The organism is Megasphaera indica, assembly GCF_046614755.1.
Lineage (GTDB): Bacteria > Bacillota > Negativicutes > Veillonellales > Megasphaeraceae > Megasphaera > Megasphaera intestinihominis.
The window spans coordinates 1-21,920 of the sequence record NZ_JBKKJR010000028.1 but is presented as its reverse complement, the minus strand read 5'-3'; the positions used below and the strand labels follow the sequence as shown (position 1 = coordinate 21,920).

At 54.2% G+C, this 21,920-nt stretch carries 21 protein-coding genes; 4 read left to right on the top strand and 17 right to left on the bottom strand.

Annotated features, from left to right (window positions below; all coding sequences use genetic code 11):
* Position 1 precedes the first annotated feature (1 nt).
* From ACFCTO_RS11295 to ACFCTO_RS11275, 5 genes are all read right to left on the bottom strand, one after another.
* Positions 2-880 (bottom strand): phosphate ABC transporter substrate-binding protein, encoded by an 879-nt coding sequence (locus ACFCTO_RS11295; RefSeq protein WP_292300192.1) that lies wholly within the window; start codon positions 878-880, stop codon positions 2-4.
* Positions 881-1,236: 356 nt separating this feature from the next.
* The gene (locus ACFCTO_RS11290; protein ID WP_499876907.1) at positions 1,237-2,937 is read right to left on the bottom strand and encodes a sensor histidine kinase; all 1,701 of its coding nucleotides are present in this window, start codon (positions 2,935-2,937) and stop codon (positions 1,237-1,239) included.
* Positions 2,934-3,617 carry a response regulator transcription factor gene (locus ACFCTO_RS11285; protein ID WP_499876906.1) on the bottom strand — a complete coding sequence of 228 codons (684 nt, stop codon included), beginning with the start codon at positions 3,615-3,617 and terminating at the stop codon, positions 2,934-2,936. The genes ACFCTO_RS11290 and ACFCTO_RS11285 overlap by 4 nt, the downstream gene beginning before the upstream one ends.
* Before the next feature lie 302 nt (positions 3,618-3,919).
* Complete coding sequence (locus ACFCTO_RS11280; protein WP_292260898.1) at positions 3,920-5,419, bottom strand: LptA/OstA family protein; 1,500 nt, start codon at positions 5,417-5,419, stop codon at positions 3,920-3,922.
* A complete protein-coding gene (locus ACFCTO_RS11275) occupies positions 5,412-6,605 on the bottom strand; it encodes a hypothetical protein (RefSeq protein WP_292300501.1) in 1,194 nt (397 codons plus the stop codon). Before ACFCTO_RS11275 ends, ACFCTO_RS11280 begins: the two co-directional genes overlap by 8 nt.
* A 301-nt stretch (positions 6,606-6,906) precedes the next feature.
* Between ACFCTO_RS11275 and ACFCTO_RS11270 the strand changes: the two genes are divergently transcribed.
* A complete protein-coding gene (locus tag ACFCTO_RS11270) occupies positions 6,907-7,455 on the top strand; it encodes an NADH peroxidase (RefSeq protein WP_292260900.1) in 549 nt (182 codons plus the stop codon).
* 98 nt (positions 7,456-7,553) lie between these two features.
* Here the strand turns inward: ACFCTO_RS11270 and ACFCTO_RS11265 are convergent, their stop codons facing one another.
* On the bottom strand, positions 7,554-8,477 hold the full coding sequence (locus ACFCTO_RS11265; RefSeq protein WP_499876905.1) for a LysR family transcriptional regulator: 924 nt from the start codon (positions 8,475-8,477) through the stop codon (positions 7,554-7,556).
* Between the two features lie 137 nt (positions 8,478-8,614).
* On the opposite strand from ACFCTO_RS11265, the gene ACFCTO_RS11260 reads away from it, so the two are divergent.
* Both ACFCTO_RS11260 and ACFCTO_RS11255 read left to right on the top strand, forming a co-directional pair.
* Complete coding sequence (locus ACFCTO_RS11260; RefSeq protein ID WP_499876904.1) at positions 8,615-9,514, top strand: universal stress protein; 900 nt, start codon at positions 8,615-8,617, stop codon at positions 9,512-9,514.
* Between the two features lie 36 nt (positions 9,515-9,550).
* Complete coding sequence (locus ACFCTO_RS11255) at positions 9,551-10,948, top strand: radical SAM/SPASM domain-containing protein (protein ID WP_303147503.1); 1,398 nt, start codon at positions 9,551-9,553, stop codon at positions 10,946-10,948.
* A gap of 76 nt (positions 10,949-11,024) precedes the next feature.
* Here the strand turns inward: ACFCTO_RS11255 and ACFCTO_RS11250 are convergent, their stop codons facing one another.
* From ACFCTO_RS11250 to ACFCTO_RS11210, 9 genes are all read right to left on the bottom strand, one after another.
* Positions 11,025-11,723: a TVP38/TMEM64 family protein gene (locus ACFCTO_RS11250; RefSeq protein WP_020723883.1), complete on the bottom strand. Its 699-nt coding sequence runs from the start codon at positions 11,721-11,723 to the stop codon at positions 11,025-11,027.
* A 45-nt stretch (positions 11,724-11,768) separates the two neighbouring features.
* Positions 11,769-12,833, bottom strand: a complete 1,065-nt coding sequence (gene trpD / locus ACFCTO_RS11245; RefSeq protein ID WP_020311484.1) for an anthranilate phosphoribosyltransferase — start codon at positions 12,831-12,833, stop codon at positions 11,769-11,771.
* An 85-nt stretch (positions 12,834-12,918) separates the two neighbouring features.
* Positions 12,919-13,701 carry a tRNA pseudouridine(38-40) synthase TruA gene (gene truA / locus ACFCTO_RS11240; RefSeq protein WP_499876910.1) on the bottom strand — a complete coding sequence of 261 codons (783 nt, stop codon included), beginning with the start codon at positions 13,699-13,701 and terminating at the stop codon, positions 12,919-12,921.
* Positions 13,701-14,498, bottom strand: a complete 798-nt coding sequence (locus ACFCTO_RS11235; RefSeq protein ID WP_499876903.1) for an energy-coupling factor transporter transmembrane component T family protein — start codon at positions 14,496-14,498, stop codon at positions 13,701-13,703. The genes truA and ACFCTO_RS11235 overlap by 1 nt, the downstream gene beginning before the upstream one ends.
* On the bottom strand, positions 14,488-15,360 hold the full coding sequence (locus ACFCTO_RS11230) for an energy-coupling factor transporter ATPase (protein ID WP_499876902.1): 873 nt from the start codon (positions 15,358-15,360) through the stop codon (positions 14,488-14,490). Before ACFCTO_RS11230 ends, ACFCTO_RS11235 begins: the two co-directional genes overlap by 11 nt.
* Positions 15,345-16,184, bottom strand: coding sequence for an energy-coupling factor transporter ATPase (locus ACFCTO_RS11225; protein ID WP_292260918.1), 840 nt, complete (start codon positions 16,182-16,184; stop codon positions 15,345-15,347). The genes ACFCTO_RS11230 and ACFCTO_RS11225 overlap by 16 nt, the downstream gene beginning before the upstream one ends.
* A gap of 24 nt (positions 16,185-16,208) precedes the next feature.
* On the bottom strand, positions 16,209-18,314 hold the full coding sequence (gene feoB / locus ACFCTO_RS11220) for a ferrous iron transport protein B (protein ID WP_499876901.1): 2,106 nt from the start codon (positions 18,312-18,314) through the stop codon (positions 16,209-16,211).
* Entirely contained in the window at positions 18,307-18,537 is a 231-nt protein-coding gene (locus ACFCTO_RS11215) for a FeoA family protein (protein ID WP_020311489.1), read from the bottom strand. The genes feoB and ACFCTO_RS11215 overlap by 8 nt, the downstream gene beginning before the upstream one ends.
* 11 nt (positions 18,538-18,548) lie before the next feature.
* Positions 18,549-19,106 carry a DUF805 domain-containing protein gene (locus tag ACFCTO_RS11210; RefSeq protein WP_020311490.1) on the bottom strand — a complete coding sequence of 186 codons (558 nt, stop codon included), beginning with the start codon at positions 19,104-19,106 and terminating at the stop codon, positions 18,549-18,551.
* Positions 19,107-19,222: 116 nt separating this feature from the next.
* Between ACFCTO_RS11210 and ACFCTO_RS11205 the strand changes: the two genes are divergently transcribed.
* Positions 19,223-19,684, top strand: a complete 462-nt coding sequence (locus ACFCTO_RS11205; protein ID WP_499876900.1) for a hypothetical protein — start codon at positions 19,223-19,225, stop codon at positions 19,682-19,684.
* Positions 19,685-20,266: 582 nt separating this feature from the next.
* Here the strand turns inward: ACFCTO_RS11205 and ACFCTO_RS11200 are convergent.
* Entirely contained in the window at positions 20,267-21,094 is an 828-nt protein-coding gene (locus ACFCTO_RS11200) for an undecaprenyl-diphosphate phosphatase (protein ID WP_292261871.1), read from the bottom strand.
* Between the two features lie 191 nt (positions 21,095-21,285).
* Positions 21,286-21,753, bottom strand: coding sequence for a BREX-3 system P-loop-containing protein BrxF (gene brxF / locus ACFCTO_RS11195; protein WP_294025228.1), 468 nt, complete (start codon positions 21,751-21,753; stop codon positions 21,286-21,288).
* Positions 21,754-21,920 lie beyond the last annotated feature (167 nt).

The following is a 21,920-nucleotide window of genomic DNA, read 5'->3' as shown; positions in this document are numbered from 1 at the left end:
ATTAGTGAACTTCTTTGGTCTGCATCTTCGAGCTTACGCCATAGCCGAGTTCTTCGATGCGTTTGCCGTAATCAGCGCCTGTGATGTATTCGATGAAGGCCTTGACGGCAGCTTTCGGTTCTTTGCTGGTGTAGATGTGTTCATAACCCCATACACTGTATGTACCGTTATAGGTGTTTTCCAGTGTCGGAGCTACGCCATCGATAGAAACGGAATCGACCGTGTCGTTATTGAGCAGATACGGCAGAGCGACATAGCCGATAGCGCCCGGATTCTGAGCGACGCTCTGGATGAGGATACCGGAGTTATCCGTTTCCAGGGATTTGTTGTCCGCTTCTTCAGCACCGTTGATAGCGTACTGTTTGAACAGGGCACGCGTACCGGACGTCTTCGGGCGGGTAACCAGGACGATAGGCAGGTCTTTGCCGCCGACATCTTTCCAGTTGGTGACTTTGGCCGTGAATACGTCCTGCAACTGCTGACGGGTCAAGTTCTTGATGCCGACATCTTTATTGATGATCGTAGCGACTGTCATGACACAGACTTTGTGGTCTTCCAGCTTTTCAGCTTTGGCTTTGTCCAGTTTCGTTTCAGCCGGTACGTCGGAGTTACCCATATCGACAGAACCATCGGAAACCTGTTTCAGACCCGTGCCAGAACCGCCGGCATTAAGGGTGATCGTAACGTCCTTATTGTTGGCCTTGAATTTTTCGGCAGCATCTTTGACCAACGGCAGCAAAGCCGAAGAACCAGAACCGGTAATGCTTCCGGAAACAGCAGCGCCTTTCCCGGAATCAGCTTTCTGCTGACTTCCGCAACCGGCAGCCCCAATGGCCATGGTAGCAGCTAAGGCGACAAGAACTAACTTTTTCCACTTCATAAAAAATCCTCTCCTTTAAATAAACGAATCTGAGATGTTCCTGATTCTGAATACAGTCTTATCCTACCAAGGAGATGTAAGGACTTTATGTATGTATTGTAAAATATTGTAAAAAAAAGGGCTTGTCGCACGACGACAAGCCCTTTAAAGTTGTTAGTGGTTAGTTGTTAGTGGTTAGCAGATGGGTTTAAATTTAAAGGTTTTCTCTGCAAACTACAAACTCTGTGCTACAAACCATAAAGTAAATGGGGCCTCGCATGATGGCAAAAACCATCGTGCGACAGCCTCTTTTTTCTGTAGGGGCGTCCCGTAGGGCGCCCGATGCGTTGCCACGTGCAAGCCCCTACGGATTCCCCCTACATCGGTAGGGTGACGGTGATGGTCGTGCCTTCGTTTTCTTTGCTGTTCAAGGCAATGGTACCGTGATGCTGTTCGACGATGTGCTTGACGATGGCCAGGCCCAGGCCCGTCCCCTTGATCTTGCGGGAACGGCTGGAATCGGCCCGGTAAAAGCGTTCAAAGACGCGCTGCTGTTTATCTTCCGGGATGCCGATGCCCGTGTCGCGGATGACGAAGAAGGCCTTGTGGCCGTCGTGGCGGACATCGATGTAGACATGGCCGCCAGGCCGGTTGTACTTGACGGCATTGTCCAAGAGGTTCATGATCATTTCCCGGAACAGGCCGCGGTCCGCCCATACTTCCGTATCGTCCATGGTACAGTGGACAGTGACTTTCTTTTCCATCAGGACCGGTTCCATGAATTCTACGGTATCCTGAATCAAACCGCTGAGGCGCAGCCGTTCGGGATGGATTTGGCGCTTGCCGTCTTCGATGCGGGCCAGGTGCATGATTTCTTCGATCATCTGCAAGAGGCGCAGGGCTTCCTTGCGGATGAGTGTGCCGAAATGTATGACATCGTCTTTATTCTTGAAAATGCCCGTCGACAAGACTTCGGCAAAGCCGCTGATCGATGTGAGGGGCGTCTTCAGTTCATGCGATACGTTGGACGTGAATTCCCGGCGCAGCTGTTCCCGGTGCTCCTGTTCGGTCACGTCGTCGATGATGAAGAGCATGCCATAGAAATCATCATCTTTATAGACAGGCTGGATAGTCAGCAGGTACAGTCGGTCGGCCCGGGTCAGTTTCACGTCACAGGAACTGTCGATGTGCTGCAGCGTATCCCAGGATACATCGGGCAGGAGTTCCTTCAGATTGCGTTGCAAGACGTCCTGGGTCTGGCCGGCGCCGAGGAAATGGGCGGCCCGTAGGTTGAGACCGGCAATGCCGCAGGCCTGGTCCGTCAGGATGACGCCTTCCTGGAGATTTTCCATGATAAGGCGCATGATATTGCGTTGCTGTTCGAGGCTGCGCATATTGTCGGTAATGGTCTGGCTCTGCAAGAAAATCTTATCAACCAAAGGCTGCAATTCATGGTCGACCCGCGGCGGCTGTACCATCTTCACGTCGGTGTCGTTGATCTGGCGGATGAACCGGGCCGTCTGCCGAAGCGGGCTGAGGAGGCTCGCCGTCAGCAAGCGCGACACCTTGATGCAGGCCAGGGCCGACAAGCACAGGAGCAACAGCGCCCAGGGCAGGAGGCTGAGGAAATGGGCGTAAAAAGTATCCCGTTCCAGACTGACCCGCAGAATCGTCCCGTCAGGCAGTTTCTTAGCATAATAATAGAGGGCCTTGGATACGGTCTGGGAATCGCGGACGGCCGTCCCCTTGCCGTTCTCGATGGCCGCTTGGACTTCCGGCCGGGCCAGGTGATTTTCCATGACCCCTTTGTCATAGTCCGATTCAAAGAGGACATCGCCATCGGTATTGATCCAGGTAATGCGCAGGCCATCCATCTCGTGAACGCCGAGTTTCTTCAAATACAGGGATGTATCCTTCCCTTCTTCGATCGTCGTCCCGACGACGTCCATGGCCATGACCAGTTCCTGCTGTATCTGGTGCTGCGTGGAGTTCCAGAAGAACCACGTCGAAATGAGCAGAGTCACGGCCATACAGGCCAGCCCCATGGTCAGCAGGCTGAGGTAGACTTTCCGCTTCATACGTTCCCTCCGATGACATAGCCCACGCCGCGCACAGTATGGATAATCTTGCCGCCGTCGCCCAGTTTCTGGCGCAGGCTCTTGATGTGCATATCGATGGTCCGGCTTTCGCCTTCATACGTGAAGCCCCAAACGGCTTCCATGATCTGTTCCCGCTTGAGGACGATATCCGTATTGACCAGGAGGTAGCGCAGGAGTTCAAATTCCTTGACCGTCAAGTGGCAGGGCTTGCCGTCGACGGTTACGATATGTTTTTCCTGGTCCAGGGAAACGGGGCCATACGTATAGAGGTTCGTTTCCGTACTCTGCCGGACCGAACGGCGCAGGACGGCGCGGATGCGGGAAATGAGCTCGACGATGCCGAAGGGCTTGCAGACGTAGTCATCGGCGCCGCCATCGAGGCCCCTGACGATATCGTATTCGCTGGTCTTGGCCGTCAGCATGATGACGGGCAGTGTCTTGTACTGCTGAGTCTTGCGCAGTTTGTCAAGGATATCATTACCGCTTTCACCGGGCAGCATGATATCCAAGAGAAGCAAAGCCGGTGTCCGCTTCTCCAAAGCCGGCCAGAATTCCTTACTGTCAGCAAAGGTTTCCACCTCGAAGTCCTGGCTGCGCAGGGCATAACCGACGAGTTCACGAATATTTTCATCATCTTCTACACAGTAAATCAAAGGCATAAAGCGACAGTCCTTTCATGTAAAATCTAGTTTTCTCACTTTATTCCATTATAGCGCAAAAATGCAAATACGCCCTGTAAAAAGAGGGTAAAAAAAAGGGCTTGTCGCATGACGACAAGCCCTTTTTTACATTGTAGGGGCTCGCACGTGGCGAGCCCGCTCTGGGGATATGTACGATTCCCAATCAGATTGCTAGAAGAATCCTCCAAATCCTAACGGGTCGCCCACGTGGCGACCCCTACAAACGCGGAAGAGAAAGGGACTGCACATGATAGCAAAAAGTTTTCCTGTCCTCTCCCCTTTTAGAAATCGAAGTCCTTGGCCTTTATTTTGACCTGCCATTCTTTATCGACTTGTTTATACGTGATGGTAGCAATGAACGAGTGGAGGTCGCGGACCCAGGTGTAATTGCGGTCCGAAATATGGTCATCGTCGAGGTCCTGAGCCCAAGTGAAGATGACCGTATCCCGCGGCGTCAGGACGTAGCCGATGGACATGCCATGCTGGCGCGGGTCATCGAGGGTATCGAAGCGGTACGGCGTATAGCCGCTGACATTGTGTTTCTTATACCAGAAGCTGGTCCACAGGCGGTCGTTGATGCCCTGGTTGAGGATGACGCCCGAATAGGGATCGCGGCGCTGGGCATCATTGGTAGAATATAAATCCTTACGATAGCCGGCGAAGAAGCGGACATTGGCCCGCTGCCACAAGGGAATGGGCGTATGCGTGATTTCCGTACGGAAGCCCTTATGCGTCCCCGTCTTGACGCCGTCTTCAGCCCAGCGGCCCCAGTTGGCACTGGAATCAATATAGATACCCGTATCGCCGAGATGGATGCGCGGTGCAAAGTATTCCAGTTCCGGCCACTTCGTAGCCCAGATATTATCGTCGTTATCGGTACTTTCTTCTTTGCTGTAGCCAAAACGGAAAGTGCCGATTTTAGTATTCTTCTGGAGCTGGGCCGCCGGCTTGAAGCCATTCTTGCTATTCAGGGCATAGCTGGCATGGAAGCTCAGGTCGCCGGACTGGTTGAGGGGCACATCGGCATAGCCCCGGACACCGATGCCGTCATCGCTGTTGTAGGTCGGCCGCGGCAGCAGCGTGAATAAAGAAGATTTCGTATGTTCACTGTCCAGGCGGCCTTCATAATGGCCATATGTGAACAGGCGGATGTGCTTGAACCAGAGGGCCGTATTTTCTGCCGTGAACTTTTCGCCCGGATAGATGCGGATGTCATCACCGGTAATATAATAGTCCGGCGTCTTGGCGACGGCGTGAGGCGTCGTAATCAGGCCATGCTTGATATAGCCGATATTATCGTACATTTCGGCATCGGTCCCGCGGACGTATGTCGTCGGGCCGACGAAGCCTTCGACCTTATCCATGGTCATGCTGCCGTTCTGGCTGTTATAGGTCACGTCCTGGCCCGTCAGGGCATTGGTTTCGTTGACGTAGACTACGGGTCCTTTCGTATGGTAGACGCCGCTCTTCATGTTGCCTTCGACATAGTTGGCATGGATTTCATCCATGCCCTGCTTGATGTCGACATTGCCCCGGCTCTTGACATAGCCGTCGGAGTTGCGGGCGACGAATGTATCAGCCGTCATGTGGACAGGCTGCTGCGGCAGGACGACGTCCTGCGAAGCAGAAGCCTGGTCCAAATCGACGGGTAGGATTTTCTTTTCTGTCACGGGAACGGCCATGACCTTATCTGTATGAAGTTTCGCTGTATCAGCTGCACTGGCCGAAAAGGTCAGAGGCAGCAGGGCTGCGATCATCGCCGCTGTCCACGTTTTATTCATTCGCGTCACCTGCTGTATTGGATTGAATGGTTACGACGGCCTGCTGGTCGTCATTGTGTTTGCTGTTGTACAGGTCGACAGGCGTAACCGTACCATCTTTCAGTCCGGCCTGCAAATCGCCGTTGCTGCTCTGAGGCGCCGTATCGGTGTCGGTGTACGTACCGGCATCGCCAGCCCCGCTGTTGTCAACATCACTATTGGTGACAGGCGCAAAAGTCGGCACCTGTACGCCGCTGGCAGCCATATTGGCCGTCTTCATGTCATCCATGACGCCATTTTCCTTGAAACCGACGACTTCGGCATTTTCCTTGGTTTCGGCGTACATCGTCGTCCCTGCCGGGATATCGACTTCATTGCCATGAACGAAAAGGCCGCCGACCAGGCCGACTGGTCCGAGGATGATGGCCCCGGCAGCAGACGCGCCGACAGCACCGGCCATGCGCTTATATTCTTCTTTCGTCTTGTCGCCGACCGTCAGGGCTACGGGCGAACCGTCGGCAGCGCGGACGTTGTCATAGGTGATTTCGATTTTGCCGTCCTTACCAAAGCGGCCGGACTTCCGGGCCTTGGTGACGGTCCCCGTCGCCTCCATGCCGCGGGGAATGGCGATGACGTCGCCGACGCAGATATTATCAGCCACGGCAAAGCGGACGACGTCGCCTTCCTGAATGGTCTTCGAGTTGAGGGCGTCGATATTGGTCATCGTCACCAGCGTATTGGCCGGAATGGTCACGGTCTGGGAGACGTACTTCTTATTGCCCAGGAGCGTGCGGCGCAGGGCCAGGACACGGCCTTCCAGGGAGCCGCTCATGGTCTTGCCGTCGATGCTCTGTTCCAGCGATTCGATGCGGACCAGCAGGGGTTCATCGGTAATCTGGCCGGAATACTGCCACTGCATGAGGTTGACTGCCGTCAACAGGGACAAATCGGAACCGGAATTCCCATATACATCTTTATATAGGGCATTGGTTTTATCCTGCAGACTGCCGGATACCGTCGACTGACCGTTGAGCAGCTTGTCCAGCGCCGCGATGCGGTCGTTCAGGGAACCGGTCTGGGTCGTCCCGTAGACCGTCGTTTCGACTTTATCCGCTTTTTCCAGGATCGTATAATCGGCCGCACCGGCAGCCATGGTCCCACACAAGGCCATGACAGCCAGGATGCATGCTACTTTTTTCTTCCACATAGGCGTAACCTCCAAAATTCAGTCTCTTTCTATGCTAATCGTATCGTCTTGGCTTTTTCTGAATACTATCTCCATTATATAAGACTCATGTATAAATTGCAATAAAATGGTGCCGCCTCGCCCCTCCAAGGCCTTATTTTTTAATCAATAATTATTTTCAATTAAAAGTTTTACAAAATTACTCTTGATTTTCCCCCATCAGTCTGTTATAATGTAGCCATAACGAATAAAAGTTATTTGTTAGTATTCAGTTAATATCCATTTTATTTAAAATGTATTATAATATCAGGAGGAATGAATGATGAAAAAATTTGTATGCGGTATCTGCGGTTTTGTTTATGAAGGTACGGAAGCTCCGGAAAAGTGTCCTCAGTGCGGCGCTCCGAAAGAAAAATTCACGGAACTCGTCGCTGGTGTCAAAGAATACGCTGACGAACATCGCGTAGGCATCGCTAAAGGTGTCGACGAACGCATCCTCGAAGGCCTCCACCTCAACTTCACAGGCGAATGCTCCGAAGTCGGCATGTACCTCGCTATGAGCCGTGTCGCTGACCGCCAGGGCTATCCGGAAGTCGCTGAAGCCTACAAACGCATCGCTTTCGAAGAAGCTGAACACGCTGCTAAATTCGCTGAACTCCTCGGCGAAGTCGTTACGGACGACACCAAGACCAACCTCGAAATGCGTGCTGCTGCTGAACAGGGCGCTTGCGCAGGCAAGAAAGAAATCGCAACCCTCGCTAAACAGCTCAACCTCGACGCTATCCATGACACTGTTCATGAAATGGCAAAAGACGAAGCTCGTCATGGCCGTATATTCGATGGCCTCTTGGCTCGTTACTTCGCAAAATAATCCGTTTGGGAATGCAAAAAGCGCTGTCTTATAAAGACAGCGCTTTTTTAGTGGCTAGTGGTTAGGGGATGGCAGAAGCCGCTACGCGACAGCGCTTTTCAATCAGTGACGTCGCAGATGACGCGGATGACGGCTTTATCGGCCTTGGACAAGTAACGTCCCCGTTTATAGGCCAGGACGATATCCCAGTCGTCCAGATAGGCCCGCAGGGAAAAATACTTCGGTTCCACAGCTGGGATATTGGCCAGAGCCAGGCCACCCGGTACGATAGCCGCGCCGACGCCGATGCCGGCCAGGGTCTGGGCCGTGGCCATGTCCGTCGTTTCCAGGGCCACTGTCGGCGATATATCCAGGGCTTCGACAAGGGCAAAAAAGGAATGGCGCAGTTCCTGGCCTTCTTTCATGACCAGGAAGGGATGGCCGTCGAGGCTGTGATAATCAAAGACAGGATAGCGGGAGTGGAGGCCCTCGTCATGCAGCGGTTCCCGCCCCAGGCCCCAGTCCGGCGAGACAGCCAAGAGCAATTCTTCCCGGAAAAGTTCGATATAATCCAAGTCCCTATGCCCTGTAGGCTTAACGACGATAGAAAAATCCGTCTTTCCCTGGATGGCGAAATCTTCCAATTCCCGCGTCGTCCCTTCTTCCAGGCAGATATCGATGTGCGGATAGCGTTCGTTGATGATGGGAATAGCCCGCGCCAGGATGGTCGAACTGCGATAATTGGAACTGCCGATGCGCACGGTGCCGCCAACGGTCTGCCCCAAATCCTGGATACGCTGTTCCCGGACCTTGCACAAGTCCTGGATCTGCCCTTCGATGTCCAGATAGATACGCCCGGCTTCGGTCAAGGTCACAGGCTGATGGGAACGGTCAAAGAGTTCCGCACCGACATGGCGCTCGATGCGGCGGATGAACTGGCTCAACGACGGCTGGGTGATGTATAATTTTTCGGCTGCCGCTATGAAACTCCCTGTCTCAGCAATTTTACGGATATATTCATATTCACGTCTTTCCAACTCCATAAAAGCTCCTTTATGTAACAAAAAATATTCGCATACCTAATTATAACACAAGAGCTATAGTTCGTATACGGCAAAACCACTTTGACGCCAGCCTCCTTCAAGGCTATCCTAAAGGTACCCTTGAAGGAGGTATTTTTATGAAATCATATCAGCATATCCTCGTCCCTATCGACGGATCCAATCATTCTAAACAAGCCTTGCAGCACGCCATCGACATCGCCAGGATCACTGGCGGTGCCATTACCCTGCTGAGCGTCGCCAATATGGCCGATATCATCAACCAGTTCGGGCAAATGGAAAATACGAGCGAACTGACTATGGATGAAATGACGGCTTCGGCTCAGGCCAACAGCACAGGACTGTTAAAAAAATTTGCCGCCATGGTACCCGCTTCCCTGTCAGTCCAGTCTATTTTTGAACTCAGCGCCCCGGAAGCGGCCATCCTGGCAGAACAGAAATCCCAATCGGCAGACCTCATCTGCATGGGCCGCGGCGGCGGCCAGGCCCTCAAGAATTTTCTTCTCGGCAGCGTCAGCACTTACGTCATCACCCACGCCCCCTGCCCGGTCCTCTTGGCCCGCGATGAAAAGAAAGGCCCATACCGGCATATCCTGGTGCCCGTAGACGGGTCTGAATCGTCTTTACAGGCCCTGAAACAAGCCGAAGTCCTGGCCAAAGGAGATGGCGCTTCCCTGACCGTCCTCTACGTCGCCAGCGTCAGCGACAGCCTGCGCGATACGGCCATCCCCAATACGCTGGAACCGCATAAATTACAGGAATTAGCCGCTCACATGCGGACCAAGGGTCATAACGCCTTCCTGCGCTGCCAGGAAGAATTGTCATCTCAAGTCCCCTTGCAATGCCTGTATAAAATCGGCTCGCCCGGTCCGATCATCTTGCAGACCGCAGCCGATACGGAAACGGACCTCATCGTCATGGGCAGCCGCGGCCTGAACCGTATCCAAAGCGTCCTCCTGGGCAGCGTCGGCCGCTATGTATCCTCCCATTCAGGCCTTCCCGTCCTCATCATCCGCTAATCATTACTTCATTAAACTCCTCAGGAGATGATTCCCTTGAATAAACTCATGTATAAAGCCCAAAAAGAATCGGTCGCCCTCCTGGTCAACCGCATCATGGCCGAAAAAAATCCAGAAACCCGTAAGAAGACTTTGAAACGACTGACCACGATTATGGAAACCTTCTTCGGTGACTTATTTGAAGAAGAATCTTTTGCCAATGCCCGCAAGCTCATTGACGAAGGCGGCAAGTGGTTCCAATTCCTCAACCGAGCCCTGGATACACTCAACCCCAACGTAGTCCGTACAGCCGTCATGGACCTGGGCTTTGAATCGGGCTTCTACGGTCTGCGTACGCGGGACGAAGCCAAAGCCAAATATCACTGCAATATTCCCTGGGCCATCCTCTTCGACCCGACCAGCGCCTGCAACCTGCACTGCATCGGCTGCTGGGCTGCCGAATATGGTCACACCCTGAACCTGTCCTACGACGTCATGGATAAAATCGTAAGCCAAGGCAAAGAAGTAGGCTGCCATTTCTACCTCCTCACTGGCGGCGAACCGCTGGTCCGCAAAGCGGACATCCTGAAACTCTGCCGGAAACATCCGGACTGCGAATTCCACGCCTTTACCAATGGGACCCTCATCGACGATGCCTTCTGCCAGGAAGTCGTCAAGGTCGGCAACCTCAGCTTCTCCCTCAGCGTCGAAGGCTTCCGCGAAGTCAACGACAGCCGCCGCGGCGAAGGCGTCTTCGACAAAGTCATGCACGCCATGGACCTGCTGCGCCAGTACGGTATCGTCTTCGGTACTTCCATCTGCTATACCCGTAAGAATATCCAGACCGTCACATCCGATACCTTCCTCGACCTCCTCATCAGCAAGGGAGCCTGGTTTACCTGGTACTTCCACTATATGCCCGTCGGCAACGATGCCTCTGTCGATTTACTGCCCACACCGGAACAGCGTGCTTATATGGTACGGCGTATCCGTGAAATCCGCAGCGTAAAGGGCGGCAAACCCATTTTTGCTATCGACTTCCAGAACGATGGCCAGTTCATTGATGGCTGTGTCGCTGGCGGCCGCAACTACTGCCATATCAATCCTAACGGCGACGTCGAACCGTGCGTCTTTATCCACTACTCTAGTGCCAACATCAACGACCAGGACCTCATCACCTGTCTCCAGCAGCCCTTATTTAAGGAATATGCAAAAGGACAGCCGTTCAACCACAATCATCTCCGCCCCTGCCCGATGTTGGAAAATCCCCAAGCCCTCGTCGATATGGTCAAACGGACGGGAGCCAAATCGACGGACATGCAGTCACCAGAATCGGTTGAACACCTCTGTGCTAAATGCAAAGCCTATGCCAAGCACTGGCAGCCGGCAGCCGATAAGTTATGGACTGATATCGTCCAGGACGATAAAAAATCGTCAGAACAGGAAATCTCGTAAAAAATTAAACTCATCCGCTAACCACTAACAACTAACAACTTGAAAGGAGCTGTCGCGATGCGACAGCTCCTTTTTTTTACTTCACCCTATGATATCGGTTTTTTTTTATGTGACGCTTGCGCCACCAGATGATGCCATAAATGAAAGAAACGACGGCTACCAGTATGAGCAGGCGGCCCCAGTGTTCCTGGATGCGCAGGAGGTCATGGCCCAGCCAGACTTCGACCAGGACGGCCGGCATCTTGCCGAAGAAGTTGGCAATGAAGTGGTCGCGGTAAGAAATATGGCTCAAGGCACTGAACGCCGTGACGACGACATTCGGTGCATACGGGATGGCCCGGCCCATCATGACTGTCTTGATACAGCTGTAGGAATCGAGTTTTTCCAGCATCTTGCTCTTGGAAATGACCTTCTGGGCCTGCTTGCGGAGCAGCGTCCGAGTCAGTCGGAAGCTGATTTCAATGCCGATGACTTCGCCAATCCAGGAAATGATGATGCCCGGAATGAGGCCGAAGATGATGCCGTTGACGGTCAGAAAGGGAATGGACGGCAGGCCGATGGCATTGACAAAGGCAATCATGAACACGCTGATGCCGATGGCATAGAAGCCAAAAGAGGCAATGTAATCGGCTAACCCATCCAGATCACCACTGACGGTCAGATGCCACATGATCGAATAAAAATCAGGTGCCATGAGCTGAATCGATAAAAACATCAAGACGACTAAGATGCCCCCGCCGATATGAAGGAGCCAGCCTAAATATTTATCATTCATAGAAATGCGGTCCTCACGTAATAATGAATTTTTTCGTGCCCTTTATTATACCATATCTTCCGGGTCCCTGTCTGCTATGAGCTTCACTTTTTCCGCCTGTCCCAGGCGCTGGCTCAGGATGAGGAAGTCATCGAGTTTCTGCCGGGCCAGGCCGCTGTCGATGAGGCGGGCTGCCTTGCGGACGCCGGCATAGAGGTTGAGGACACTGCCGCCGACGTAGAGACCGGCGCCGGCATTGAGGAGGACGGCTGTCCGGGCCCCGCCCTTGCGGCCGTCGAGGACGGCGCGGGTAATGGCAGCATTGTGCTTGGGCAGGCCGCCACGCAGTTCGTCCCGCGAAGCCCTGGGCAGGTTGAAATCTTCCGGCCTGATTTCATACGTCGAAAACGATTCTGGCGTAAATTCGCAAATCGTCGTCGCTGCCGATGCCGAGATTTCATCGCTGCCGTCCTGACCATAGACGACCATGCCGTGGCGGACGCCGAGGGCGGCCAGGACGTGGGCCATGGGTTCGACCAGGTGCGGCGCATTGACGCCGAGGATCTCATAGACTGCATGAGCCGGATTGGTCAAGGGCCGCAGGACATCGAAGACCGTATAGATTCCCAACTGTTCGCGGACGGCATCGATACGTTTCATCATATAATAGTAGTAACGTGTATAGAAATAACAGAGGCCGATCTGCCCCAGCATATCCAGGCAGCTTTCGGGGCTGAGAAAGATATTGGCCCCTAAGGCTTCCAGGACGTCGGCAGAACCACTGCGCGACGTCTTGGCCCGGTTGCCGTGCTTGGCGACGCGGACGCCACCGGCGGCGATGACGAAAGACGCCGTCGTCGAGATGTTGAAGGTCTTGGTCCGGCCGCCGCCGGTCCCGACGATGTCGAAGACGTCCATCGTACAGGGAACATGCATACTGTATTTCCGCATGGTCCGGGCAAAGGCCGTGATTTCCCGCTCTGAAGCGCCTTTCGTCGTCAAGGCTGCCAAAAAAGCAGCCAACTGGACGTCTGAAATCGTCCCTTCCATGATCTGCTCCATGACGATAGCGCTTTCCCGTTCGCTAAGGTCTTTTCCTTTAGTAATGGTTTTCAGTAAGCTGGTCAGCATGGTCCTCACCTCCGCCTGAAAAAAACGGAACTATACTATTCTCTTTTATTATAGCATATTATGCCCATCAGCGCTGTAAAAAGGCTCATTCTCCTTCTAATTCGGCAATGCGCCCTTTCAGCTCCCCTTCATCATAAAAGACGGTCTCCAGGCACAGGCCCTGGGCCGGTGCCGTCGCCCCGAGCTGAGTCCGGTCGCCGCTGGCGAGGATTTCCCGGAAGCGCTTCGGTGTCAGGCGGTGCAGGCCCAGGTCGACGAGTCCGCCGGCAATGTTCCGCACCATATGGTAGAGGAAGCCGTCGCCGACGACGTCGATGTCGAGGACATGGCCCCGCTCATGGAGGGTAATGGAATACATCGTCTTCACAGGATTCATGGGCGTCGTATTCTGGCCTTCAAAAGTAGAAAAATCATGCGTCCCCAAGAGGATGGCCGCCCCTTCCCGCATGGCCTGCCGGTCCAGGGGCTTGCGGATGAACCAGGCATAGCGCAGGAGAAAGGGGTCATGCATGCGGTTGTTGTCGATGGAATAGCGGTAATGCTTGCCCACATTATCGTGGCGGACGCTGAAGCGGTCGGGCATTTCCCGGGCCGACAGGACGGCAATTTCCGGCGGCAGATAGCCTTTCATGGCATAGGGAATCTTTTCCGTCGGAATCGATCCCTGACCATAGAAATTGACGACCTGGCCGCGGGCGTGGACACCGGCATCCGTGCGGGCGGCGCCATAAATCGTAATAGGCGTCTGGAAAATAGCCGACAAGCCCTGTTCGATGCAGCCCTGGATCGACTCGGCGTTGGTCTGGCGCTGGAAGCCGTGGAAATCCGTACCGTCATAGGCGACGACGAGGCAGATATTCTTCTTCATCATAACCACCGCATAGCGGCCAGGACGGCCGTGACGATCAGGACAGCCGCCATGGCGATGCCGTCCCGATAGGTATAGGACAATTCATTCATCCGCGTCCGCCCTTCACCGCCACGGTAGCAGCGGGCTTCCATGGCTGTCGCCAGGTCATCGGCCCGGCGGAAGGCGCTGACGAAGAGCGGTACCAGCAGGGGAATCATGTTCTTGCCGCGCTGCAAGAGGCTGCCGCTGGTAAAATTGGCACCCCGCGCCGTCTGGGCCTTCATGATGCGGTCCGTTTCTTCCAAAAGGGTCGGGATGAAGCGCAGGGCAATGGTCATCATCATGGCCAGTTCGTGAGCCGGCACACCGATACGCTTAAAGGGATTGAGCAGGTGTTCGATGCCGTCGGTCAGGACGATAGGCGACGTCGTATACGTCAACAGCGACGAAAAGACGATGAGGAAGACCAGGCGGGCCGTCATGAGGGCCCCTTGATACAGGCCTTCTTTGGTGATGTGGAAAATGCCGTACTGCCAGAGGACATCGCCTGGCGTCGTGAAGATATGGACGCCCATGGTGAAAATGATGATGACCCACAAGGGCTTCAGCGACTTGACGATGAACTTCGCCGGCAGGCGGGAAATGGCGAAATTCAAGGCCATGAAGGCCGTGACGATGGCATAGGATGCCAGGGAATGGGCAAAAAAGATGGCGACGATGAAGATCATCGTAGCGACGATCTTGATGCGCGGATCGAGTTTATGCAAAAAAGACGTGCCAGGAAAATACTGGCCCAAAGTAATATCAGTGAGCATGGCCCTTGCCTCCTTTCAGGCAGTCAAAAATAGCCTGTGCCCCTTCTTCGACCGTCCGTACCCGGTCGTCGACGGCAAAGCCCCGGCCCTGGAGATATTGGAGGACACCCGTTACAGGCGGCACGGACACGCCGGCATCGTGCAGGGCCTGCTGCTGAGTCGCAAAGATGTCCAGCGGTTCGCCGTCGAGGACGATATGGCCGTGGGACAAGACCAGGAGGCGGCTGGCCAGGCGAGAAATATCGTCCATATTGTGCGATACCAAGATGACGGTAATGCCCTTTTCCTGGTGCCAGCGCTGGATTTCCGAAAAGATTTCCCGCCGGCCGATAGGATCCAGGCCGGCTGACGGTTCGTCCAGGATGAGATACGACGGATGGATAGCGATGACGCCAGCAATGGCGACGCGGCGCATCTGGCCGCCACTCAGGCGGAACGGCGAACGGTCGGCATAAGTCTTATAGTCGAGGCCGACGAAATCCATGGCTTCTTTGACCCGTTCCGTGATTTCTTCTTCGCTCAGGCCGAAATTGCGCGGCCCGAAGGCGATGTCTTTGGCAATAGTTTCTTCAAAGAGCTGATACTCCGGATACTGGAAGACCATACCGACTTTATGGCGCACGGCCATGGCTTCTTTCGTCTTCTTGCCGATATCCGTCCCGTCGACGGTCACCGTTCCGGAAGTCGGCTTGATGAGGCCGTTGAGGATCTGGACCAGCGTCGACTTGCCCGAGCCGGTATGACCGATGATGCCGACGAATTCCCCTTCATGGATTTCGACATCTGTATCGTAGAGGGCCGTCTTTTCAAAAGGCGTCCCGATGCCGTAGCTATAGGTCACGTTGCTTAACTTAATTGACATAATGCATCTCCTAATTCTTCCTCGGTAATGATGGAGTCCGGCAGGTCGAGGCCTTTCTGGCGCAGCCGTTCGGCCAGTTCCGCCGCTACTGGTACGTCGAGGCCCATGGCCTTCAGCTCTTTGACGTGCGTAAAGACGTCACGCGGCGCCCCGTCCATCTTCAGTTCGGCCCGGTCGACGACGACGACCCGGTCGGCCTGGACGGCTTCTTCCATGAAATGGGTGATGATGATGACGGTAATGCCTTCGTCATGAAGCTGGTGGAGCGTATCCATGACTTCCTTGCGGCCGACAGGGTCGAGCATGGCCGTCGGTTCGTCGAGGACGATGCAGTCGCACTGCATGGCCAGGATACCGGCAATGGCGACGCGCTGTTTCTGGCCGCCGCTCAGGAGGTGCGGTCCGTGCTTGGCATAAATGGTCATGTTGACGCGGCGCAGGGCATCGCTGACGCGGGTCTTGATCTCGTCCGACGGGACGCCGAGGTTTTCCGGGCCAAAGGCCACGTCTTCTTCGACGACGGCGGCGACAATCTGGTTATCCGGATTCTGGAAGACCATGCCGACGTGCTGGCGTATCTTCCAGATATTGTCGGGGTCATCGGTCCGCATGCCGCAGACTTCACACGTGCCGGACGTCGGCGTCAGGAGGACGTTGAAATGCTTGGCCAGCGTCGACTTGCCCGAACCGTTGGTCCCGATGATGGCGACGAACTCGCCCTTGCCGATTTCCAGGGAAATATCCTTCAAAGCATAGACCACCTTGCCGTCTTCGTCTTCATAGGTATGGCTGAGATGATCCGTTTTTATCATAGGTTCTGTCATACTGCACTCCTTAGTTATTAGTGATTAAAAAATCCGACTTCCGATCTGATAGACGACGAAGGTCAGGACCCAGGCAACGGCAATCTGGAAACAGACGGAGAAAGCCGTCCACTTCCAGCTGTGCGATTCGGCGTGGATCGTGGCTATCGTGGCGGCACAGGGAATATAGAGCAGCGAGAAGAGCATCATGCAGTAGGCATTGAGCTGAGTAAAGCCGCCTTGGCTCATCATAGAGGCCAAAGCCGCCAGGGCTGCCGGAGAATTGATGTTGACGCCATCGAAGAGGACGGCGAAACTGGATACGACGACTTCCTTGGCCGAAATGCCGGCGATGAGGGCCAGACAGATCTGCCAGTACCCCAGGCCGATGGGCGCAAAGAAAGGCACGATGGCCTTGCCGATGATGGCCCCGAAACTGTTGGCCATATCGCCATAGCCGGCAGGGCCGAAGTTGAGGATGAACCACATGAGGATGGAAGCGGCAAAGATGACTGTACCGGCACGGCTCAGATAATCTTTGATCTTTTCCCAGACATAGACGTAGACCGTATGGGCACTGGGCCGCTTATATTCCGGCAGCTCGATGAGCAGGTCGTTTTCCTTTTTCTCATGACTGAAGAGATTCATCGCCTTCAGGGCTGCCAGGGCGACGACGATGCCGATGAGGTACATGGAATAGGCGACGATCATGGCATTGTGCGGGAAGAACATGCCCGAAAAGAGGATATAAATGGGCAGGCGGGCACTGCAGGACATGAAAGGCGTAACCAGCATCGTCCGATAGCGGTCGCGTTTATCCTCCAGAGCACGCGACGCCATGATGGCCGGCACACTGCAGCCAAAGCCGAGGATCATGGGGATGAAGGCCCGGCCCGACAAACCCAAACGGTTCATGATATCGTTCATGACATAGGCCACGCGGGACATGTAACCGCTGTCTTCCAGGATGGCCAGGGCAAAGAAGAGAATACAGATGTTGGGCAAAAAGGTCAGGATGCCGCCGACGCCGGCGATGATGCCATCACAGACCAGGGAAACGAGCATATCGTCAGCCCCCAGCGAAGTCAGGCCGCCTTCAGCTAGGGCCGATAAAGTATCAATGGAGCCCTGGAAGGAATCCTGGACCATATCGCCGATGAAGAAAGTCAGGAAAAAGACGATGGCCATGATGGCCAGGAAGATGGGGATGCCCAGCCATTTATCGGTCAAGTAGCGGTCGACGGAATCCGTTGCCGCTGCTTTCGACGCCTGGTTGACGACGACTTCATGGATGATTTCTTCGATGAAGGCATATTTTTCGGTGATGATATCCGTTTCATAACTGCGGTCCAGGACGTGATGGACGTCGTCGACGGGATACTTGGCCGTAATTTCCGGGTCCCTTTCGAGGAGCTTCAGCGCATGCCAGCGGTGATTGTACAAATCGGGATATTTGTCATGCAGGAGCTGGCGCACGGCGTCGATGCGGTCTTCCATGGCGTCGCTGTAGACCATGGCGAATTCACTGTGATGATTATGCTGATGATGGGTATGGTCTGAATGGTTGTGGATGAGCCGGTCCGGATGGACGTGGTCCTTGTGGTGCACGGCCGCATGGAGCAGGACGCTCAGGCCGCGGCGCTTCAGGGCCGATACGGGGATGACCGGCACGCCGAGCATTTCCGGCAGGCGGTGCAAGTCGATTTCCATGCCCCGCTTTTCGACGATGTCCATCATGTTCAAGGCGACGACGACGGGTTTCCCCAGTTCCAGGAGCTGCAAGGTCAGGTAGAGATTGCGTTCCAGCGCCGACGCGTCGATGACATCGACGATGACGTCGACATCGTCACTGAGGATAAAATTCCGCGAAACCTGTTCTTCCATGGTGTACGACGTCAAGCTGTACGTCCCGGGCAGGTCGACGAGATGAATGTGATAGCCGTGGGCATTGATGGCGCCTTCAACTTTTTCGACGGTAACGCCGGGCCAGTTGGCGACCTTGAGGTTGGCCCCCGTATAGGCGTTGAACAGCGTCGTCTTGCCGCAGTTCGGATTGCCGATGAAAGCGACGGTCATTTCCTTTTTTTCAGCCTTGACCGGTGCCTTCTGGACCTGCGGCTGGCCAGCCTTTATTTTTACTTCGCTAGTCATGGTCTTTCCCCCTTATGCCGATATGCGACGAAATGCCCTTGCCCAAGGCCAGGCGGGTGCTGCGCATCTTGATGATGACCGTCCCTTCGTTCTTATTATTGAGCACGGAGATTTCCGTCCCTTCAATCATGCCCAGGGCCTGGAGGCGCTTTTCCGTCTGGTCCGGCAAATCCAATGTTTCGATGATATAGTCGTGTCCGATTTTTCCTTCTGCTAAGGTCATGCTGCCGCCCCCTATCGTGCCCGTTCCGGACCGTAAGCGTTATCGCCGGACGTCCCCTTGACCGTGAACAAGCCTAAATAGGATACAGCCATGATTGACTGAGCTGCCGTCGCCGCCGTATCCTGTCCCAGGACGGGCAGGACATAGCTGGCCAGGTAACAAATGAAGGGAACGGCAAACATGAGGCCGGGCTTATTGATGTCGTGACAGCGCCGGACGCCCAGGGAAATCTGGGACCAAATAGCCGGAATGGACAGCAGGACGAAGATGATACCGAAGATGATGGCATATTCCATATGATTGATTAAAATAGATTCGACGATCTTGCTGTAGAGGATGATGGAAAACATGAACTGGGCGAACATCAAGATCAGCGTCCGGAAAATAAAAGGCCGGCGCTGGATGCGGCCGGTAAAGCGGAAATACTTGGCCTTCAGATCGGCAAAGTCGCGGAAACTGACCAGGCTGTTTTCACTGCCCGGACCGACAGGCATGGCAAAGCCGCGATGGATACGTGCCGATTGGCGGGACCGCTTCTTCAATTTAATTTTTTGATTGCGTTGAGACACAACGATTACCTCCTATAAAATACTCTTAGTATTATCCTACTATATTCATGGCCTCGATTCAATTCATTTCCGGCAAAATATGCTATAATAGAAAAAATTACTTCAAGGAGGTCCTTATGGAATCTACTGTCTTTACGAATCTGCGCGGCTCTGAAGGAGCCCTGACCTTTAATTTTTTCTGTGAATCCCTGATTACGTCGCTCCACACCTTGACGCACGTCATGGAAGACGCCGGCCTTGCCGTTCCGGACAACGTCGGCGACATTGCCGATGCCTTGGGAGAAATGGGCAGCCACCTCATGGAAGACTACCAGCGCGGCGAGCTCGACTTAGGCCGCTTTAAAGATGAAATCCTCGACTTCTACGACCTCAACTTCGCCGTCAACGACGCCCTGGCCTCGGCCATCATGAGCCATGACGACCTGCAGTATTACTACTACGTCTATATGCAGGGCCTGTACATCTTCTTCCCCAACATGATGGAAGCCTTCAACGCCGACATCGACGACGCCAAAATCATCCCCTTCCTGGACAAACTGGCCAACGAATTCCGCCAACTCGCCGGCAGCGGATCGTGATGGCGCCTGCGGGCGCCCGTGATTCGTGGTTGCGGCCTCCGGCCTAGTGGCTCGTGACTGCGGCCTCCGGCCTAGTGGTTCGTGGTTGCGGCCTGTGGCCTAGTGGTTCGTGGCTGCGGCCTGCGGCCTAGTGGTTCGTGGCTGCGGCCTCTGGCCTAGTGGTTCGTGGCTGCGGCCTGCGGCCTAGTGGCTCGTGGCTGCGGCCTTCATGGCCGCATCGTAGGGGCCGTCCCAAAGGGCGGCCCGTTGTGGGAATCCCGCCATCGGCATCCGTAGAGGCGACCACGTGGGGCGCCCGTTGTGGGAATCCCGCCATCGGCATCCGTAGGGGCGACCTCGTGGGGCGCCCGTTGTGGGAATCCCGCCATCGGCATCCGTAGGGGCGACCTCGTGGGGCGCCCGTTGTGAAAATCACTCTACCTGATTCAAAAAAAGGGGGCTGTCGTACGTACGACAGCCCCCTTTTTAGGGGTTAGCAGCTAGTGGCTAGTGGTTAGGGGATGGCTTTAAATTTAAAGGTTTTCTCTGAAAACTACAAGCTCCGTACTACAAACCATACTCGCATGATGGCAGGCCAACGCCCTACAGGATGAAGAAGTAGACGAAGGAAATGACGGCTACGACGAAACGGTAGTAGGCAAAGGATGCCAGCGTCGACTTGTTCATGAATTTCAGGAACCAGAGGACCGAGATGTAGGCGACGATGAAGGCCGTAATGAAGCCGATGACGATCATGACCAGGTCGTTGCCGCTGAGGTCGCTCAGGCTCTTCAAGAGGTCGTAGAAACAGGCGACGATCATGACCGGTACGGCGATGATGAAGGAAAAGTCAGCTGCTGCTTTCCGGCTGAGGCCCAGGAAAAGGCCGCCGGCAATGGTCGAACCGGAACGTGAAAAGCCGGGCCATAAGGCCAGGATCTGGAACATGCCCGTCAGGAAGGCCTGGGCAATAGTCATCTTTTCGACGTCGTTACAGACCGTCTTGGTATGGGACTTTTCAGCGACGAGCATGAAGATACCACCGATGATGAGGCCGATGATGACCGTCCCTGACGAAAAGAGATAGGTCTTGATGGCGTGGTGGGCCAGATAGCCAATGCCCATGACCGGCACGATGCCGGCTGCGACGTGGGCCAGGGTCAGGCCCGTATCGGTGCGGAACCAGTTTTCCCGGCGGAAGAGGTCCCAGCAGCGGTACTGATGGAGCATGCGGATGAACTTCTCTTTATAGATGACGATGACCGACAAGATAGCGCCGAGCTGGATGAAGACTTCAAAGACGCTGGCCCGGGGACCGGTAAAGCCGAGCATATCGCCGACGAGAATCATATGGCCTGTCGATGAGACTGGCAAATATTCCGTGACCCCTTCGACGATACCCAGGATGACGGCAATAATATAATCACTCATGTTTTTAACTCCTTTTCGCTGAATACCTGATGAAATGTTTACAACAATACTAGAAAGTATACCACAATGGCGGGTAAAAAAAAAGTGCTGCCGCGCAAAGAGCTTTTCTTTGCGGGACAGCACTCATTCTAACAAGTATCTATGAAAAAACGATTGCGAAAAAATAACGAATCTTTAAATTACGCCTATTTTTATTCGTCGAGGCAAATGACGTGATTCGGGTTATCGATGACGAATTTAGCATATTTCGGATCGCCATTGTGTTCAAAATACAAAGTATTGCCTTCCAGGCTGCCGCGCCAGCTGACGATGATCGGGCATTCGTGGCTCAACTTCTTCAGCATCGCTACGGGGTCGAGGTTCAGGATCGGTGCGAACAGGAATTCAACATTATCAATCATGACAACACGGGCATTGAGACGATGAATGGCTGCCGACACCAGGGCAATGGCCTTATCCGGGCGGTCAGCGCGGGGGATTTCCAGAAATTCGTCATCAAAGAGTTCCCGGGCTTCACAGATTTTCCAGCCATCCTGGAATGTCAGTTCACGAATCAGTCTGCTCTTGCCGGAACCGGGTCCGCCAATGAGAATCAACAATTTTTCATCGTCCTGGGCAATGTACTTCCACCGTTTTAAAACATCTGCATCTGTAACCATGAAAATCACCTTCGTTTTCTTATATTATTTATTTTATTATACCTAACTTTCATCATCAGCACTTTACAACTTTTACGCTGCCTCGGAAGTTGATGAAGCTAGTTTACACAAGGCCTGAACTAAGTCCGTTGGATTTTTTGCGGTTTGGGCCTTAGCGACCAAAGTGC